Origin of the sequence: Pararhizobium qamdonense (assembly GCF_029277445.1) — a bacterium.
Classification (GTDB): domain Bacteria; phylum Pseudomonadota; class Alphaproteobacteria; order Rhizobiales; family Rhizobiaceae; genus Pararhizobium; species Pararhizobium qamdonense.
The window spans coordinates 182284-196142 of sequence record NZ_CP119569.1 but is presented as its reverse complement, the minus strand read 5'-3'; the positions used below and the strand labels follow the sequence as shown (position 1 = coordinate 196142).

The 13859-nt window shown below is 60.8% G+C and carries 15 protein-coding genes; 8 read left to right on the top strand and 7 right to left on the bottom strand.

Features of this window, described 5'->3' with window-relative positions:
* The first annotated feature begins 48 nt into the window (after positions 1-48).
* From PYR65_RS29430 to PYR65_RS29420, 3 genes are all read left to right on the top strand, one after another.
* Positions 49-1764: a ParB/RepB/Spo0J family partition protein gene (locus tag PYR65_RS29430; protein ID WP_276122425.1), complete on the top strand. Its 1716-nt coding sequence runs from the start codon at positions 49-51 to the stop codon at positions 1762-1764.
* A gap of 81 nt (positions 1765-1845) precedes the next feature.
* Complete coding sequence (locus PYR65_RS29425; RefSeq protein ID WP_276122424.1) at positions 1846-2496, top strand: DUF7007 domain-containing protein; 651 nt, start codon at positions 1846-1848, stop codon at positions 2494-2496.
* Between the two features lie 689 nt (positions 2497-3185).
* Complete coding sequence (locus PYR65_RS29420; protein ID WP_276122423.1) at positions 3186-3770, top strand: hypothetical protein; 585 nt, start codon at positions 3186-3188, stop codon at positions 3768-3770.
* Positions 3771-4151: 381 nt separating this feature from the next.
* Here PYR65_RS29420 and PYR65_RS29415 read toward each other — a convergent pair whose 3' ends face one another.
* Entirely contained in the window at positions 4152-5051 is a 900-nt protein-coding gene (locus PYR65_RS29415) for an AraC family transcriptional regulator (RefSeq protein WP_276122422.1), read from the bottom strand.
* Between the two features lie 98 nt (positions 5052-5149).
* Between PYR65_RS29415 and PYR65_RS29410 the strand changes: the two genes are divergently transcribed.
* The 5 genes from PYR65_RS29410 to PYR65_RS29390 all read left to right on the top strand — a co-directional run bounded on the left by PYR65_RS29410 (position 5150) and on the right by PYR65_RS29390 (position 9996).
* The gene (locus PYR65_RS29410; protein ID WP_276122421.1) at positions 5150-5908 is read left to right on the top strand and encodes an SDR family oxidoreductase; all 759 of its coding nucleotides are present in this window, start codon (positions 5150-5152) and stop codon (positions 5906-5908) included.
* A 39-nt stretch (positions 5909-5947) separates the two neighbouring features.
* On the top strand, positions 5948-6892 hold the full coding sequence (locus tag PYR65_RS29405; RefSeq protein ID WP_276122420.1) for an alpha/beta hydrolase family protein: 945 nt from the start codon (positions 5948-5950) through the stop codon (positions 6890-6892).
* Between the two features lie 617 nt (positions 6893-7509).
* Positions 7510-8664 (top strand): IS110 family RNA-guided transposase, encoded by a 1155-nt coding sequence (locus PYR65_RS29400; protein ID WP_276122184.1) that lies wholly within the window; start codon positions 7510-7512, stop codon positions 8662-8664.
* 557 nt (positions 8665-9221) lie between these two features.
* Positions 9222-9545 carry a DUF736 domain-containing protein gene (locus PYR65_RS29395; protein WP_250972851.1) on the top strand — a complete coding sequence of 108 codons (324 nt, stop codon included), beginning with the start codon at positions 9222-9224 and terminating at the stop codon, positions 9543-9545.
* 139 nt (positions 9546-9684) lie between these two features.
* Positions 9685-9996, top strand: coding sequence for a DUF736 domain-containing protein (locus tag PYR65_RS29390; protein ID WP_276122419.1), 312 nt, complete (start codon positions 9685-9687; stop codon positions 9994-9996).
* Between the two features lie 43 nt (positions 9997-10039).
* Here the strand turns inward: PYR65_RS29390 and PYR65_RS29385 are convergent, their stop codons facing one another.
* The 6 genes from PYR65_RS29385 to traC form a co-directional block, all read right to left on the bottom strand.
* The gene (locus tag PYR65_RS29385) at positions 10040-10318 is read right to left on the bottom strand and encodes an HU family DNA-binding protein (RefSeq protein WP_276122418.1); all 279 of its coding nucleotides are present in this window, start codon (positions 10316-10318) and stop codon (positions 10040-10042) included.
* An 80-nt stretch (positions 10319-10398) separates the two neighbouring features.
* Positions 10399-10665 (bottom strand): WGR domain-containing protein, encoded by a 267-nt coding sequence (locus PYR65_RS29380; protein ID WP_276122417.1) that lies wholly within the window; start codon positions 10663-10665, stop codon positions 10399-10401.
* 95 nt (positions 10666-10760) lie between these two features.
* Entirely contained in the window at positions 10761-11162 is a 402-nt protein-coding gene (locus PYR65_RS29375) for a thermonuclease family protein (protein WP_276122554.1), read from the bottom strand.
* A 48-nt stretch (positions 11163-11210) separates the two neighbouring features.
* Entirely contained in the window at positions 11211-13172 is a 1962-nt protein-coding gene (traG, locus tag PYR65_RS29370; RefSeq protein ID WP_276122416.1) for a Ti-type conjugative transfer system protein TraG, read from the bottom strand.
* Positions 13159-13374, bottom strand: coding sequence for a type IV conjugative transfer system coupling protein TraD (gene traD, locus PYR65_RS29365; protein WP_276122415.1), 216 nt, complete (start codon positions 13372-13374; stop codon positions 13159-13161). Before traD ends, traG begins: the two co-directional genes overlap by 14 nt.
* A 4-nt stretch (positions 13375-13378) precedes the next feature.
* Positions 13379-13675 carry a conjugal transfer protein TraC gene (gene traC, locus PYR65_RS29360; protein ID WP_276122414.1) on the bottom strand — a complete coding sequence of 99 codons (297 nt, stop codon included), beginning with the start codon at positions 13673-13675 and terminating at the stop codon, positions 13379-13381.
* Positions 13676-13859: the final 184 nt, after the last annotated feature.

The following is a 13859-nucleotide window of genomic DNA, read 5'->3' as shown; positions in this document are numbered from 1 at the left end:
GAGGAGGCAAGGACAGTCCGTCCGCCCGAAACTCAAGAGGTTATTCCCATGCAGTTGATTACAGCCGATCCGCGCAGCCTGAAGGACAATCCTGACCGGTCCCGTCAGTCGAAATCCTCACCCCAGTCGGATGCGCTACTGTGCGCATCGATCCGGGCCATCGGCGTCGTGCAGCCACCGATCGTCAAACTCGATCCGGAGGGCGGCAACAGCTACGTTATCGTCTTTGGTCACCGCCGCGCTGCACAGGCGATCGCTGCGGATCTCGTGGAAATCCCGCTGCTCCTGGCCGATCCATCCGACGATCTTGGTGCCATGCAGTCCTTTGCGGAAAACATCGCCCGCGAACCGCTAAACCCTGTCGACCAGTGGCGCGCTATCGAAAGGCTGGTTGCCCTGGGATGGACCGAAGAGTCGATCGCCATGGCGCTGGCGCTTCCGAGCCGGCAGATCCGCAAGCTGCGGCTTCTGGCCAACATCCTGCCCGCCATGCTCGACCAGATGGCGCGAGGCGACATGCCGAACGAGCAGCAGTTGCGCACGATCGCCGCCGCCGGCCAGGACGAGCAGGCCGAGGTCTGGAAGAAGTACAAGCCGAAGAAGCAGGATCCGCAGGTGTCGTGGTGGGAGGTGGCTCGCGCACTGACCAGAACCCGGATGCTCGCCAAGCACGCAAGCTTCGGCGACGATCTGACTTTGGCCTATGGTATCGTCTGGGTCGAGGACCTGTTTGCACCCGCTGACGAGGACAGCCGCTATACCACCGACGTCGAGGCGTTTCTCGGGGCGCAGCAGGAGTGGTTGGCCAACAATCTGCCCAAGCGCGGATCGGCCATCGAGGCCAACGAATATGGCCAGGCCAAGCTCCCGGCCAAGGCGCAACAGGTCTATGGCAAGCCCGGCAAGGGTGACCTGACCGGCTGGTATATCAACGCGCGCGACGGCTCGGTTCAGTCGGTTGCCTATCGCATGCCGGAGGCGAAGAAGCCCAAGCTGATCAAGGATGCCGATGGTGTCGAAACCGTCGTTGACGAGGTCGAGGTAACCAAGGCGCGGCCGGACGTGACCCAGAAGGGTGTCGACATGATCGGCGATCTACGAACCGATTCCCTGCACGAGGCGCTCGCCCGTGCGCCGATCGAGGACGATACGCTGATGGCTCTGCTCATTCTGGCCTTCACCGGCACGAATGTCACGGTTGCCAGTGGCGCATCGGACAATCCTTATGGTCACGCCAAATGCGGGCCGCATGCTGCCCGACTGATGGGCGAAGACGGCAAGCTGTCCTTCGATCGCGAGACGCTGGTTCAAGCTGCGCGCTCGGTTCTGATCGAAGTCCTGTCTCTGCGGCGCAACCGCTCCGATAGCGGACTGATCGCCCGTATTGCCGGGGATGCGATCAGCGCCGATCAATTCCTGCCCAATATGGCGACCGAAGATTTCCTCTCATGCCTGTCGCGCACTGCGTTGGAAGCCACAGCGGAAACAGCAGGGGTCCCCGGCCGGATCAAGGTGAAGGACACCCGTACGGCTTTGGTAGAGCATTTTGCCGAGGGAAAGCTGGTGCATCCAGCAGCGCTGCTGGCCCCATCCACTGAGGAGGTGCGGTTGTGGGTAGGTCGCTACGCCAGCGATGACAGCGGATTGGCGGATGCCGACGACGTTCCCGATACGCTCGAAGATCAGCTTTCCGGTGGTGAGATTGTGGACCATTCTGCCGCCGAGGAAGAGGCGGACGAAGGTTTCCGCGGGGCTGCCGAATAGCACTAGGCATCAGGATCTGAACCAACGCCGCTGGCTGATGCCGGCGGCGTTTTCGTTTCGAGCAATCAAAAGGAGTTTGTCATGGCTGAGATCCATGATGACATGGCTGCGGAAAAAGCGGCCCATGAGACTGAACTACGGACATTGGATCGGCCGACGATACAAGCAGGAGCATCGACGCCTTGGGGCGTGGCACAGGGCTCGCGGCTATTCGCCGACGGGATCATTCTGCATTCGACTGCCAGTCACGGCGGTTTCCATCTCGCCGATGTTTCCAATGCTGTAGTCCATCCCCTCTATCGTAATGACAGCAAATTTTACGAAGAGGATTGTGAATGGGCGAAGGTCGCCCATGCTTTCCCCCAACTGTTCACCGCCTATGAGCGACGTCTGGCCGATCGCACACTTCGCGACTATTTCCCTGATGCCTACGAGCGCGTCACGGGCGCAATACTGAACGGCAGTCAGTCTCACATGCGGGACAGGCAGGAATTCGAGAGCCGCCATCGCGATGACTGGGTCGTCATCGCGGCCCTCAATTCCGATCATCAGCCGGGTTTCGTCGAGTGCATCGCGACGCTAGGTGGGATCCGAGGCGAGACCGGCGAACGACGGTTCCTGGTTCCACGCTCCGACTACGTGATCGGCCGACATGGCTTCGTCATCCATCCACTGAAGCACCAGCCATATGACGGTCCGTCCAGCTTCGTGACCTGGGCGGCAAGGCAATGACTGCTGCGTTCACAGACAGCAGCGCTCCCCGAAATCAGGTGATTGATTTCATCGAGCTCTATCGCAGGATCTGGGTACGGCAGCAGGATTGCCGGTCCCGGCGGGCAGAGCGGACAAGGCGAACGAAGGCGCGTTGGAAAGCAAGGCACGGCATGGCCTACACCAGATCACAGCACGCATATCAACGGAGCCGGGTGAGAGTGGAAAGCCCGTCCAATTCGAGGGTGCGGTGACGCTTTGATCGAAGCGCGCCCGCAAGCACGGGGCAACCATCCTGGCGCTGACTGTGATGGGACCGGGATTTGTCAGTGGCCTCCGTGGGTGAAGCGGCGTTGCCACGGTCGGATCGGCGATGGCGATTGCATCATGCTGTCGTGGACCAGATCGTCGGCCGGCACAGCGCCTCGGTTTTGCTGCGGTCTGACATGGGCGCGTCCCGGTCAAAGGCCGTGTGCCACGCCGCGTTGCGGCAGGATCATCGCCTCGTTGCAGGGCAGGCCCGCGTCTGTCGCAGCCCGCTTAAAGGCGGGCAGCACCATCCGCAAACCTTCCCCGCTCCTCTTAGCAATGCCCTGACCTTGGGCCGGGCCGCTGGTGCCCATGTCCTTTTGCCCGCACCCGAGGGGCTGAGCCGGACGACAACCGGCACCCCGGGCTTCGCTGAAACATCGCTCATAAAGGATCCGATCATGGCACCGCTCAACCGCTCCACCCAGAAAAACCGTCCGGCCAAATCCCAGCGCGCAACCACCCTCGAGATGGTCAGGCACGCCTGCCCCGATACAGCCCAGGCACTGCGCATCTCCGAAAGCTTCGGCCTTGCCCTTATCGACAGCGACGGAATCCGCGACCTCCATCGCGGGCAGTTGATCGAAAGCGCCGATGCCCTGAAGGACGGCCTAGCCGAGAAGGCCATGCAGATCCACATGCAGCGCATCGTCGGATCCTTCGTCGGCTCCGCCTACGGCGCCGGGCAATTCTACAGCCGGGCGGTCACAGAAGCCCGCGATCTCACCACGAAACTCTCCAACGATGCCAGAGATGAAGACCTCGACGGTCCGGTGGGCTTCGACAGCCGCGCCCAGCGCAAGCGCGAGTTCGCAGCCGACATGGGCCTGCAGGCCCACGTGCTTCGCATGGCAGCCGAAGGTGCGGTCTCCGCCTACGAAGACATTACCGGAGAGACCTGGAAGCCCTATGAGCGCACGGTCGAACAGCCCGCCAACTCGATCGACAGACAAGCCGCGACTGCCCAGATGTCAGCCTTCGAGTAGCCGAGCCGCGGGGCTTCGGCCCCGCTTTTCTCCAATGCCCGCAACGCCGTTGCGACCTGGTTCGGAAAAAAGAAAAAAGGGCCGACGGAAAACCGCGGCCCATAAAGTGTGAAGGTCATGGACCTCCAGAGGGGAACAGCTGCTGCGGCGGAACTGGGAGGAAGCCGCCATGTGCATCAGCTGAAGTCTGTATGCACGAATTTTCACCACGGCTGCACCTAGTTTTTGTGCAGTGCAGCTATGCGTTGGCTGCTTCTTTCACATGCGTTGCCGGAGGAATCCGGTGAGGAGCGGCGCCTTTCGCAGTCATAGATCCGTCAAAACCTGATGGAGTATACCGGCACATCGGCCCCTTATTATCGGCGGACGAAAGCACAAACTTCATGCTGCAGCCCTCGCTCGCGAAAAGGCTCCTGGCGGCATTCCCACATGCCGATTGAAGGCAACGCTGAAGGCGCTGGTCGAACCATAACCGACGCGCTGGGCGATGTCGGCCATGGCAACGTCCTCGCGGAGATACTCTTTTGCCAGTGCCATGCGCCATCCCGTCGCGTATTCCATCGGCGCAACACCAACTTCCTTGCGGAAACGATCGAAGAACGTCGAACGAGACATCGCAGCCTTCTGGGCAAGCGTTTCCACAGTCATGCTGCGACCCGGATCTGCATGGATACGGCGCAAGGTTGGTGCCAGAAGCGGATCGGCCATGCCACGCAGAAGGCCTGGCGGGGCCTTGGCACTTGCGGCCGATCGTATTGCATCGATGAACAACACTTCGAGCAGCCGGTGAAGAACCATCTCACGCGCGGCACGATCAGCCCTCGTCTCCTCGTTAATCATGCGGGCCAGAGCCATCAGTCTCTCTTCGCCATGGACATGAATGACCTCCGGCAACAGCGATACGAGAAGAGCCTTGTCATCCGAGCCGAACGCACAATGCCCGACTAGTGCCTTGATCTCTGCCGGCGCTTCCGGATCGCCCAGCCGGAAGACACCGGGGCTGGTTTCCAGACGTTGGGCAAGCGCGCCTCGTCGCGGCGGCTCCATGCTGCTCATCGTGAACGAGAAGATCTTTGGGACCAGGACGAAGTCGCCAGCGGTCAGAACCATCGGCTCACGCCCGGCAATCGTCATCAGGCAACGGCCCTCAACCACGGCGCAGTAGAAGGGGCTTCCAAGCTCCGTGCGCTCAACCAGCCACCGACCGCCGCCCGTCACCAGCTTTGAGATCGACGGGCTCGGCTTCAACAAGGAAACAACTTCGGCAACCGGATCGGTCATCAATTCGGACTTCCGCTAAATAATCTCGGACATATGCATATAGCAGGTCCGGGTGATCAGGTCCATCTTCAGCCTAGTTAAATCTCAGGAGACGGAACATGCCAAAGATTCTTATCACCGGTTGCTCGTCCGGTTTCGGCCTCGCCATCGCACAGAAATTCTCGAACGCGGGGTGGGATGTCGTCGCAACCATGCGCACGCCGCGAAACGACCTTCTTCCTTCGAACGACAGGCTCGGAATCCTGCCACTGGATGTGACGAGCGCCGACAGCATCGCAAACGCGGTCGAAGCCGCCGGCGCGATCGACGCTCTGGTCAACAATGCCGGCGTCGGTATGCTCAATGTGCTTGAGGGCTCGGAGATGTCGAAGATCCGCGAACTGTTCGAGACAAACGTCTTCGGCGCGATGGCGATGACCAAAGCCTTTCTCCCGCAGATGCGGGTCCGTCGCTCAGGCGTCATTGTCAACGTCAGCTCTGCCGTCACAATAAGGCCGTTGCCCGCGCTCTCGGTTTACAGCGCCAGCAAGGCGGCCCTCAACGCCTTTACGGAGAGCCTCGCGCTCGAAGCGGCTCTGTTCGGCATCCGCGCCAAACTTGTTCTGCCTGGCTCGGCGCCGACGACCGGCTTCGGCAAGAATGCTGTCTCGCGCATGGGCATGGAAATTCCGGAGCCATATACCGCCTTCGTCGATGACTACATGACGAAGCTGCGTTCGGGCACAGAGGTCACGACAGCGGATGCGGTTGCAGAGGCCGTCTGGCGGTCTGTGACAGAGATCGACGCGCCGATGAAGATCCCCGCCGGCGCCGACGCGGAAACCTCGTACCGCGAAGCGGGTCATCTGCTCGCCTGAACATCACCATCCGAAATCCACCTTTAAAGGTCCAGACCCATGAACCATCTGATCAATCTCGCGAAGCACATTCCAACACCTGAAGCCGCTCTCACCGTAGCCTACACGCCGATCCGTCTTTCGATGCCGGGCCGCCAGGCGCTGGAACTGCGTCTGACCGCTCCCGCAAACGGCGACAAGCTGCCGATCGTGCTGCTGTCGCATGGCTACGGCCCATCCAACTACATCCCGTCAAAGGACGGTTACGCTCCGCTTGCCCAGTTCTGGGCGGAGAGAGGATTCGTGGTGATCCAGCCGACGCATGCGAGTTCACGGGTCAGCGGTCTGCCGTCGGACGCACCGGGCGCGCCGTTCTTCTGGCGCGAGCGCGTCGAGGAAATGAAGGCGATCCTCGACCGCTTGACTGAGATCGAGCAGCAGGCGCCAGCCGTCGCCGGCCGGATAGATCATTCTCGCATCGGCGCGGTCGGGCATTCACTTGGCGGCCACACGGTTGGACTCCTGCTCGGCGCGCAGCTGGACGGCGAGGATCTCTCTGACCCGCGTATCTCGGCAGGCGTTCTCTTGACGACGCCGGGACGCGGCGGCAAGGATATGACCGAGGAGAACGCCGCACGGTTTCCGTTCTTCGACGTCGACTTCTCGACGCTGACGACACGCACTCTGGTCGTTTGCGGTGATATGGACAACCCACATTTTACAGCACGTGGCCCAGAATGGCATGCGGATGCTTTCCACGATGGGCCGGGCGCTAAGGCAATGCTGATGATGCACGGCGTGGGACATGGCCTTGGCGGTATCGCCGCGCTGGACGCCAAGGAAACGGAAACAGAAGCACCGGATGCGCTGGAAGCAACACGGCGCCTCACGCTCGCCTGGCTTCAGACCGCGCTCGGTGCGGACGTGAGCGCCTGGCCCCGAGCGTGCCTCGCGTTAGAGCATGAGGCCGCACCGCTTGCGACGGTCACCGACAAGCAGTTGTAGTCGCCGAGGCAGGTGGCTCGGTTGAAGCCGTGCCAACGACGAGAGACCGGGCGCCACGTGCTGGCGCTCGATGCAATCTGCAGCATCCGTGGGTAGCGCGGCAGAAATCCTGAAGTTCGGAAAGCATGCCACCGTCTCGGCCGCCATTCAGCCAGCGTTCGGCCCCCCGGGCGGAATGGGTTTCAGTCCTGGGTGCAGATGTCTTGTCAGCAAGCGTGGCATTTGACTTTAGCTTTCGATCAGGGTGGTTGGGCGCTCAGCGATGCAAGTTACTTCGATCACGCGCAGATGACGCATAGTCGTATGCCTTGATCCGCCAAGCTGGCCAAGTCCACTGCGGTCTCGATGGGGCATGTCTGACCAAAGACCGCCTCGCGAAGCTCGTCTCGATCGGCATCCGCAACGGCCGGATCGTTTTCTTCCCCTGTGCGCTGAAGCGCCCATTCCTCGCGAGGCAAGAAAGCCTCTCCCTTGGCCGTCCTCCACTCCGTTTCGGCCCTTCAGGTGCAGGTCGATCGTCCCCGGTCCTGTCGACTGCCATCGAGATCCTATGAGTAATGGCGGCGATCTGTTTTGATCTGGTTGACGTCAATGCCGTTGCAGAAAGGAGCAGGACGATGTCGCAGGATGGTGTTTATGCAGCAGGAACTCCCCAAAGAGAGCTCGGGGCGATTTTCACCTCGATCGAATTGAGCAAAAAGACGTGGCTACTGACCTCGATGTCACCCGGCGCCGGTGAGAAGATGTCTCGTCACATTATTGCCGGTGGCGATATCACCGGCCTTTTTGCCCAACTCACTATGTTGCGGCGAAGGGCGTACGACCGAACCGGCTCCGATTATCCGTTCGTCATTATACAGGAGGCCGGCCTCGATGGATTCTGGGTCCACCGCGCGCTGACGGCAGAGGGCTACGAGAGCCATGTCGTTGACGCGGCCTCCATTGCAACATCACGACGCAAGCGGCGGGTGAAGACCGATAGATTAGACGGCGAGAGTTTGATCCGAGCGTTGCTCGCCTTCAAGCGGGGAGAGCCGCGGGTCTGCTCGATGTTGCGCGTGCCGACCCCGGATGAAGAAGATCGCCGTCGCATCGTCCGGGAGCGGAAAGTTCTGATGGAAGAGCGTATTCGACACAGCAACCGTATCAAGGGTCTGCTCTTCTCGCAGGGGATCACTGGCTACGATCCCCTGCGACGTGATCGCCGCGAACAGTTGGAGACGCTTCGTACGGGCGATGGGCGAGCTTTGCCGCTACACATGAAACGGCAGGTCTTGCGCGAGATGACCCGCATGGACCTGCTGATCGACCAGATCAAGGAGGTTGAGGCAGAACGTGACGACATGCTTGCGGAGGAACGGCAGTCGGCTCGCGAAGTGGTATTGCTGTCGAAGGTCGTGGGTATCGGGCCAGAGTTTGCTGCAGTCCTTTGGGGTGAGGGCTTGTTTCGACGGTTCGACAATCGGCGGCAAGTCGCCGCCTACGCGGGGCTTGCGCCAACGCCTTGGCAGAGCGGATCGATTGACCGGGAGCAGGGCATTGGCAAGTCCGGGAACCCTCGGCTTAGATCGACCCTGTTGGAGATGGCCTGGCTTTGGTTGAGGCATCAGCCCGCCTCAACGCTCAGCCGTTGGTTCAATGAACGAGTCGCGCAAAATGGCGGCCGCTTCAAGAAGGTGATGATCACGGCACTGGCGCGCAAGCTGGTTGTGGCGTTGTGGAAATATGCCAGCGCGGGCGTCGTGATCGAGGGCGCGGTGGTCAGACCGTGACCGTTTAAGCGCATACCAGTTCGGCACAGGCCTGATCAGCCTCGCCGGAACCAGGTGGACGACCGCATCGCGGCTTGGCTTCAAATGCCGTCATCGAGAATGGTCTCGTCCTCCTGAGCCCTAGCCGCCGTAGGCGGGATTGTGGTGCGGCCGTTGAAACGGCGACCGGATATGAGGTTGATACGTGCAGGGCGCGCGGATCAAGAAACGGGCTCAGACCGAAGGTTCTAAAGGCGAATTCGATGCGCCACCAGTGCCGGTCCATGGTTGGAAGATCGTTGTCCAGCATCGTTCTCGTGAGAGACCGGTGTCCGGAGCGGCCCCTTGCGACCTCTCTTCAGGCTGGTCTGACGCCAATCTGTCCTGATCCTGCAACGGCTTCGCCGAACTTCTTCCCCTGCGTCGTCGCCGCATTCCTCGCGAGGCAACAAGTCCGGCTTTCGCCGTCCTACGCTTAGCGCTGCGGCCCTTGGGATGCAGTCGGCCTGATTGGCGTCTTACGACCGCTATCGAGGCCGCAAGGGGCGGCTTCGGCAAACTCAGTCAGGAGAATGACAATGGCTACCATCGGAACCTTCCAACAATCGGGCAACGACTTCAGCGGCGAGATCGTCACTCTTTCCCTCCAGACCAAAAACGTCCGCATCGTTTCCGATACGCGCTCCAGCGGCGAAAACGCTCCCAGCCACCGCGTCTTCGTCGGCCGGATCGAAATCGGAGCCGCCTGGTCCAAGCAGTCCAACGAGGGCCGCAACTACCTCGGTCTCAAACTCGACGACCCGAGCTTCACGGCTCCGCTCTACGCAAATCTGGTCGAAGACGAAGATGGCAAGGCCTTCAGCCTCATCTGGTCGCGGCCGAACCGCCGGTCCGGCGACTAACCCCTCCCAACGTGACGCCCTACACCTGCGGGGCGTCACGAAAACCAGCCACTCACAGCTCGAAACCGTAGCTTGACGAGTGGCTCCTCATATGAGGCCGCGATGGACGCGGCCCGAACAACCGAAAAGGAATACGACAATGGCAACCATCGGCTCTTTCACCACTTCCAGCAACGGCTTCTCCGGCACCATCAAAACGCTCAACCTCAACGTCAAGGCAACCATCCGCGCCGTCGAGCGCACTTCCGAAAAGGGCCCTGACTACCGCATCCTCGCCGGGGCTACGGTCGAATTCGGCGCAGCCTGGAAGAAGACCTCGAATGAAGGCCGCGACTATCTCTCGGTCAAGCTCGATGACCCGAGCTTCCCGGCCCCGATCTACGCCACGCTGATCGAGGTCGAAGGCGAGGAAGGCCTCTCCCTCATCTGGTCCCGGTCGAACCGGGACTAATACCGGATGCCCCGCCGCAAGGCGGGGCTCTCCACATCAAGGATCACTTGTTCAGTGCATCCTTGAGCGCCTTGGCAGGCGCAAAGGTCAGTTTCTTCGAAGCCGCCACCGTCATCTTCTCTCCGGTCGCAGGATTGCGACCCTCGCGCTCGGGCGAAGCCTTCACTTTAAATTTGCCCAAGCCAGGGATCGAGGTTTCTGCGTCGGAGCCTGCGGCATCGGCGATGGCCTGGAACACGGCCTCGACAATGCCTTTGGCCTGAACCTTCGTCAGGCCATTGTCGGTTGCGATCTTGTCGGCAATTTCATTGGTGGTGGTCATGGAATTCCTCGCATCTTTGTCAAAGATGAAAACGTGTCAGCTTATGACCGGATTGTCATCGGCGAGTATGGGGGCGAGGGTCAGATCCGCTTGATGTCCACATGTGGTTTCGGCTTGTAGCCTCGTTTGCGCTTTTCGCGAAGGACGTCGAGGAACAGGTTGATGGCCTGGCTTTCGCTGTCGAACAGATGCACCATCTGCTGCCCGCGCGTTCCAATCCGGCCCCAGGCGCGCACCAGCGACACCTCCCCGAACAATGTCGGCTGCACAGCAAGCGCGTAAAAGCGCGCCATGTTCTTTTCAGGCGCGATGCGCTCGACATAGAGGTGGTAGGGCTGCGTGATCATAAGAGCAGAATTGCGCGTTCGGAATCTGCCGTCCAATGAGAGTTTTGAATCGGATGGGCATTATCGATTCACAATGTTGATCCATTTGTTTCGGATCATTCGCACCAGCTCCGGCGTGATCCTTCCCACTTCCGAGCCAAGCCTTCGGCGATGAGAATATCGCCGACCGATCGCCGGTCCCGGTAGACGATCCTGAGCTTTCGGCCAAAGCGGTCTTCTTCTCTGGCGCCAATCTCGAACGAGAGTGGACCCGAATTGAGGATGTCGAGCAGACGCTGTTTCGCCGCAAGGCCACGCTCGCGTTCACGCTCGCATCTCGGCGGGCTGAGCTCCGGCGTGTCGATGTCGGCAATCCGGATCTTTTCACCTCGAAACCAGAAGGTATCGCCATCCACCACGCAGGTGATCCGTTGCCCGCTTCCGCAAACTGAAAACGCTGAGCTCGAGCTCTTCGGCTGCTGTGCTGACGCCGCAGATGCAACGAGGCAGATGACCATGGCGGATAGGGCGGCGACGGCCGGCAAAATTCTCAAATTCTCGTCTCCTTAATTCTCGGGCGCGGGATCCGTCTCATTGGCTTCCGACCCTTTTATGGCTTGCCTGTGAAACCGGTTTTCGCCGACGGACGCGCTCATATCCTTCCGCCTGAACCAGATGGCCCGACCGCAGCGCAGCGGTGCATTGCCCGCGGTAAAGACGATCTGTTCATCACCGCGCATGCGCAGCACTTCGTGCGGCAAGATCAGCGGGCGGCGGGTGAGTTGCTTCGACCGTGAGCGTGACGATCCCTTCATTCCGGAAGAACGGTTCGTCTGGTCGACCTCGACCGTGGTGTCGCCGCATCGCTTGGATATGTATTCGGCCGTTTCCGGGTCGTTGATGGCCGCGAACGAAATCCATGATGCAGACTCGAACCATTTCGAGCTGGCGTCACGACCGCCATAGGCCTCGCGCATTTGCCCGATGGACTGAAAGATCAGCGCCAGGCTGATGCCGTACTTGCGTCCGGCGTCACGGGCCGTCTCAAGAATGCGCAAATAGCCAAGGCGCGCCACCTCATCCAGCAGAAACAGGGTGCGGCCCGCAACCTCGCCATTGCGATTGTAAATCGCATTGAGGAAGGAGCCGATCACCACGCGTGCCAATCCCGGATGCGACTCCAGGACCTTCAGGTCAAGTGCGATGAAGATATCGGTGACGCCAGTTGCCAGCTCGTCGGTCGAGAAACTGTCGCCGGACACGAGGGCGGCATAGTTCGTATAGGAGAGCCAGTGCGTCTCCTTGACCGCATTGGCGTAAACGCCGCTGAAGGTCTCCGGCGTCATGTTGACGAATACGGCGACGTTCTCGCGCACGAAAGTGGATTCCGACTGTTCGTAAATCCGCGTCAGCCGCTCACGCAGTTTCGGCTCAGGCTCGGAGAGGTTTGACCGGACACGGCGCAGCGTCTGGTCTTTTGCGTCGGTATGCCCGGACAAGCAGACATCGGCGATCAGCGCGGTCAGCAACTGCATGGCCGATGCGCGGAAGAAGTCGTCGCGTGCCGAGGCCGCCCGTGCATTGTCGGTCATGATCCATGTCGCGACCGCGACGATGTCCTCTTCCTTGGTACCGCCGAACCGGCCGATCCAGTCGAGGGCATTGAAGCCGGTCGCAGGGTCGCCGGGATCGAGCACGATTACCTTGCGGCCAGCCTTGCGCCGATGCTCAACGACCATCGGCGCGACCTCGCTCGACGGATCGAGCACGACGAGCCCGCTGCCCCATTTGAGCGCAGTCGGGATGGTCACGGATGTCGTCTTGAAACCGCCCGACCCGGCAAAGACGATGCCGTGCGAAGAGCCAAAAGAACCGTCGAAGCAGAGCAGCGGCGACTTGCCGCCGGCACCCCAGCTCTGCGGATTGTCAGTACGGAACGCCACGGCCGCGACACTGTCGCGATCGACGCGGTATCGCTCGCCGACGACGAAGCCTCCCGCATCGGGAAACAGTTTTCCGGCCTCCTGCATGGCCATCCAGTTGGCATCGCCATGCACGGCACGTTTCCCACCGATCCGCGTTGGTCCGGCCTGTGCAAATGCGGCGTTGCCTTTGATTGCGACGCGCAACGCAAACACCCCGCCGAACAGTGAGGCGCTGGCGCCGACCATCGTCGCCGGATCGGTATAAGCGAGAACTGATTGTCCCGCTGGCAAGCTGCTGGCGATACCCGCGAGCCGGATTGCTTCCCGGGCAACTGCGATGACGATGACCGCACTGTTTCCGGCAAGCACGCTAAGTGCGGCTGCCTTGATATTGGACGATCCATTTACGGCAAACAGCGCAATCACCCCGATTGCGGCTGCCGCAACGTAGGGGAGGGCGAAACCGGCGCGCCCGAGCAAGAGCTTTGTCTGCGCGAAAGATCCAAAGCCCGCGAGCCGGTGTTCCAGGCCGGAGGTCGCGAACATGATTGCGATGATGATGACCGCCGGCATGATCGACAGCAAAAGTCTATTCGCCGTCATGACCGAATGCCTCCGCACCGATCGTGGTCAGTCGCGCACGCTCCGCCTCATTGCCTTTGGTTCGTTTGGCTGCATCAATCAGCAGCCCCAGCAGCAGCGCCCGCTTCTCGTAGCGCAGTCCTGCTTTGACGATCAGGCCACCGAGCTCGATTTTCTCGCGGGTGTCTTTCTTGCGGGCGTCGGTCGTTATCGTACGGGCCATGCGTTCAAGCCTCACGACCGCTGCCCGCAGCAGTCCCAGTCTCGATCGTCGTGACTGTCTCGCCTGCGGTCCTGCCGTCACCGGCATTTCTCTTCCCGGTCGAAGCCGCCTTACCTCCGCGAAACCGCCCTGCAATCTCCTCGAACACCACCTGTAGTTCGGTCTCCTCGATCTCGATCTCACCGAGACCGGCCTTCAGCGCGATCCGGCCGATGCGCTCGGCCTCGCGTGTCTCGGCTTGTCTCAGCTGATCCTGCAATCTGGCGATTTCTTCCCTGATCTTCGATGATGGTTTCTTCATTCCGGTCGCATCTCCCTGGAAATCTTGCGGCGTTTGTCTCGCTGCAAGATTTCCTCAAAAGCACTTCCGAAGGAATGTGCAGATCTGCACGTCGGCAAAGCCGACACTTTGGAGGATGATCCCGCCGTTCCGAAGGAGCGGATCCAAGGGCGCAATTATACGTCGCGATGCGACGCCTTGCGCA